This window comes from Streptococcus australis ATCC 700641 (genome assembly GCF_000186465.1).
Taxonomy (GTDB): domain Bacteria; phylum Bacillota; class Bacilli; order Lactobacillales; family Streptococcaceae; genus Streptococcus; species Streptococcus australis.
On the sequence record NZ_GL636094.1, the window covers coordinates 1 to 844 of the forward strand.

An 844-nucleotide genomic window follows, 5' to 3' on the forward strand; every position below is an offset into this window, starting at 1 on the left:
AGGTCCCGTAGTGTAGCGGTTATCACGTCGCCCTGTCACGGCGAAGATCGCGGGTTCGATTCCCGTCGGGACCGTAGGAACTTAGTTTCTAGAAGATAATGATACGACTCGTTAGCTCAGTTGGTAGAGCAATTGACTTTTAATCAATGGGTCACTGGTTCGAGCCCAGTACGGGTCATTATAGCGGGTTTGGCGGAATTGGCAGACGCACCAGATTTAGGATCTGGCGCTTTACGGCGTGGGGGTTCAAGTCCCTTAACCCGCATAAAAGAATAATAATGAGCCGGCTTAGCTCAGTTGGTAGAGCATCTGATTTGTAATCAGAGGGTCGCGTGTTCAAGTCATGTAGCCGGCATTTTTTTATATAAAGAAACAGATGCGAACGTAGTTCAGTGGTAGAACACCACCTTGCCAAGGTGGGGGTCGCGGGTTCGAATCCCGTCGTTCGCTTGAGGAGGCCGGGGTGGCGGAACTGGCAGACGCACAGGACTTAAAATCCTGCGATTGGTAACGATCGTACCGGTTCGATTCCGGTCCTCGGCATAGACTTAGGTTGGAGAAGAAGCACCCTTAGCTCAACTGGATAGAGTACCTGACTACGAATCAGGCGGTTAGAGGTTCGACTCCTCTAGGGTGCATGGTCGCAAGACTATGTAAGAATTGAATAAGAACGAGCACCCTTAGCTCAACTGGATAGAGTACCTGACTACGAATCAGGCGGTTAGAGGTTCGACTCCTCTAGGGTGCATAAAGCGTAAGCTTTAGTTCGGGAAGTAGCTCAGCTTGGTAGAGTACTTGGTTTGGGACCAAGGTGTCGCAGGTTCGAATCCTGTCTTCCCGATTT

At 50.4% G+C, this 844-nt stretch carries 9 tRNA genes; all 9 read left to right on the plus strand.

The annotated features are described in order from the left end of the window. Position 1 precedes the first annotated feature (1 nt). The 9 genes from HMPREF9421_RS10055 to HMPREF9421_RS10095 all read left to right on the plus strand — a co-directional run bounded on the left by HMPREF9421_RS10055 (position 2) and on the right by HMPREF9421_RS10095 (position 841). Positions 2-74: transfer RNA gene (locus tag HMPREF9421_RS10055), tRNA-Asp, on the plus strand. 31 nt (positions 75-105) lie between these two features. Then, positions 106-178 (plus strand) — tRNA-Lys (locus HMPREF9421_RS10060). A gap of 5 nt (positions 179-183) precedes the next feature. Next, a tRNA-Leu gene (locus HMPREF9421_RS10065) sits at positions 184-265 on the plus strand. Between the two features lie 17 nt (positions 266-282). Then, positions 283-355, plus strand: a tRNA-Thr gene (locus tag HMPREF9421_RS10070). Positions 356-378: 23 nt separating this feature from the next. Further along, positions 379-450 (plus strand) — tRNA-Gly (locus tag HMPREF9421_RS10075). A gap of 7 nt (positions 451-457) precedes the next feature. Next, a tRNA-Leu gene (locus HMPREF9421_RS10080) sits at positions 458-543 on the plus strand. A gap of 21 nt (positions 544-564) precedes the next feature. After that, positions 565-638: transfer RNA gene (locus tag HMPREF9421_RS10085), tRNA-Arg, on the plus strand. A 36-nt stretch (positions 639-674) separates the two neighbouring features. Continuing rightward, positions 675-748: transfer RNA gene (locus tag HMPREF9421_RS10090), tRNA-Arg, on the plus strand. 19 nt (positions 749-767) lie between these two features. After that, positions 768-841: transfer RNA gene (locus HMPREF9421_RS10095), tRNA-Pro, on the plus strand. Positions 842-844 lie beyond the last annotated feature (3 nt).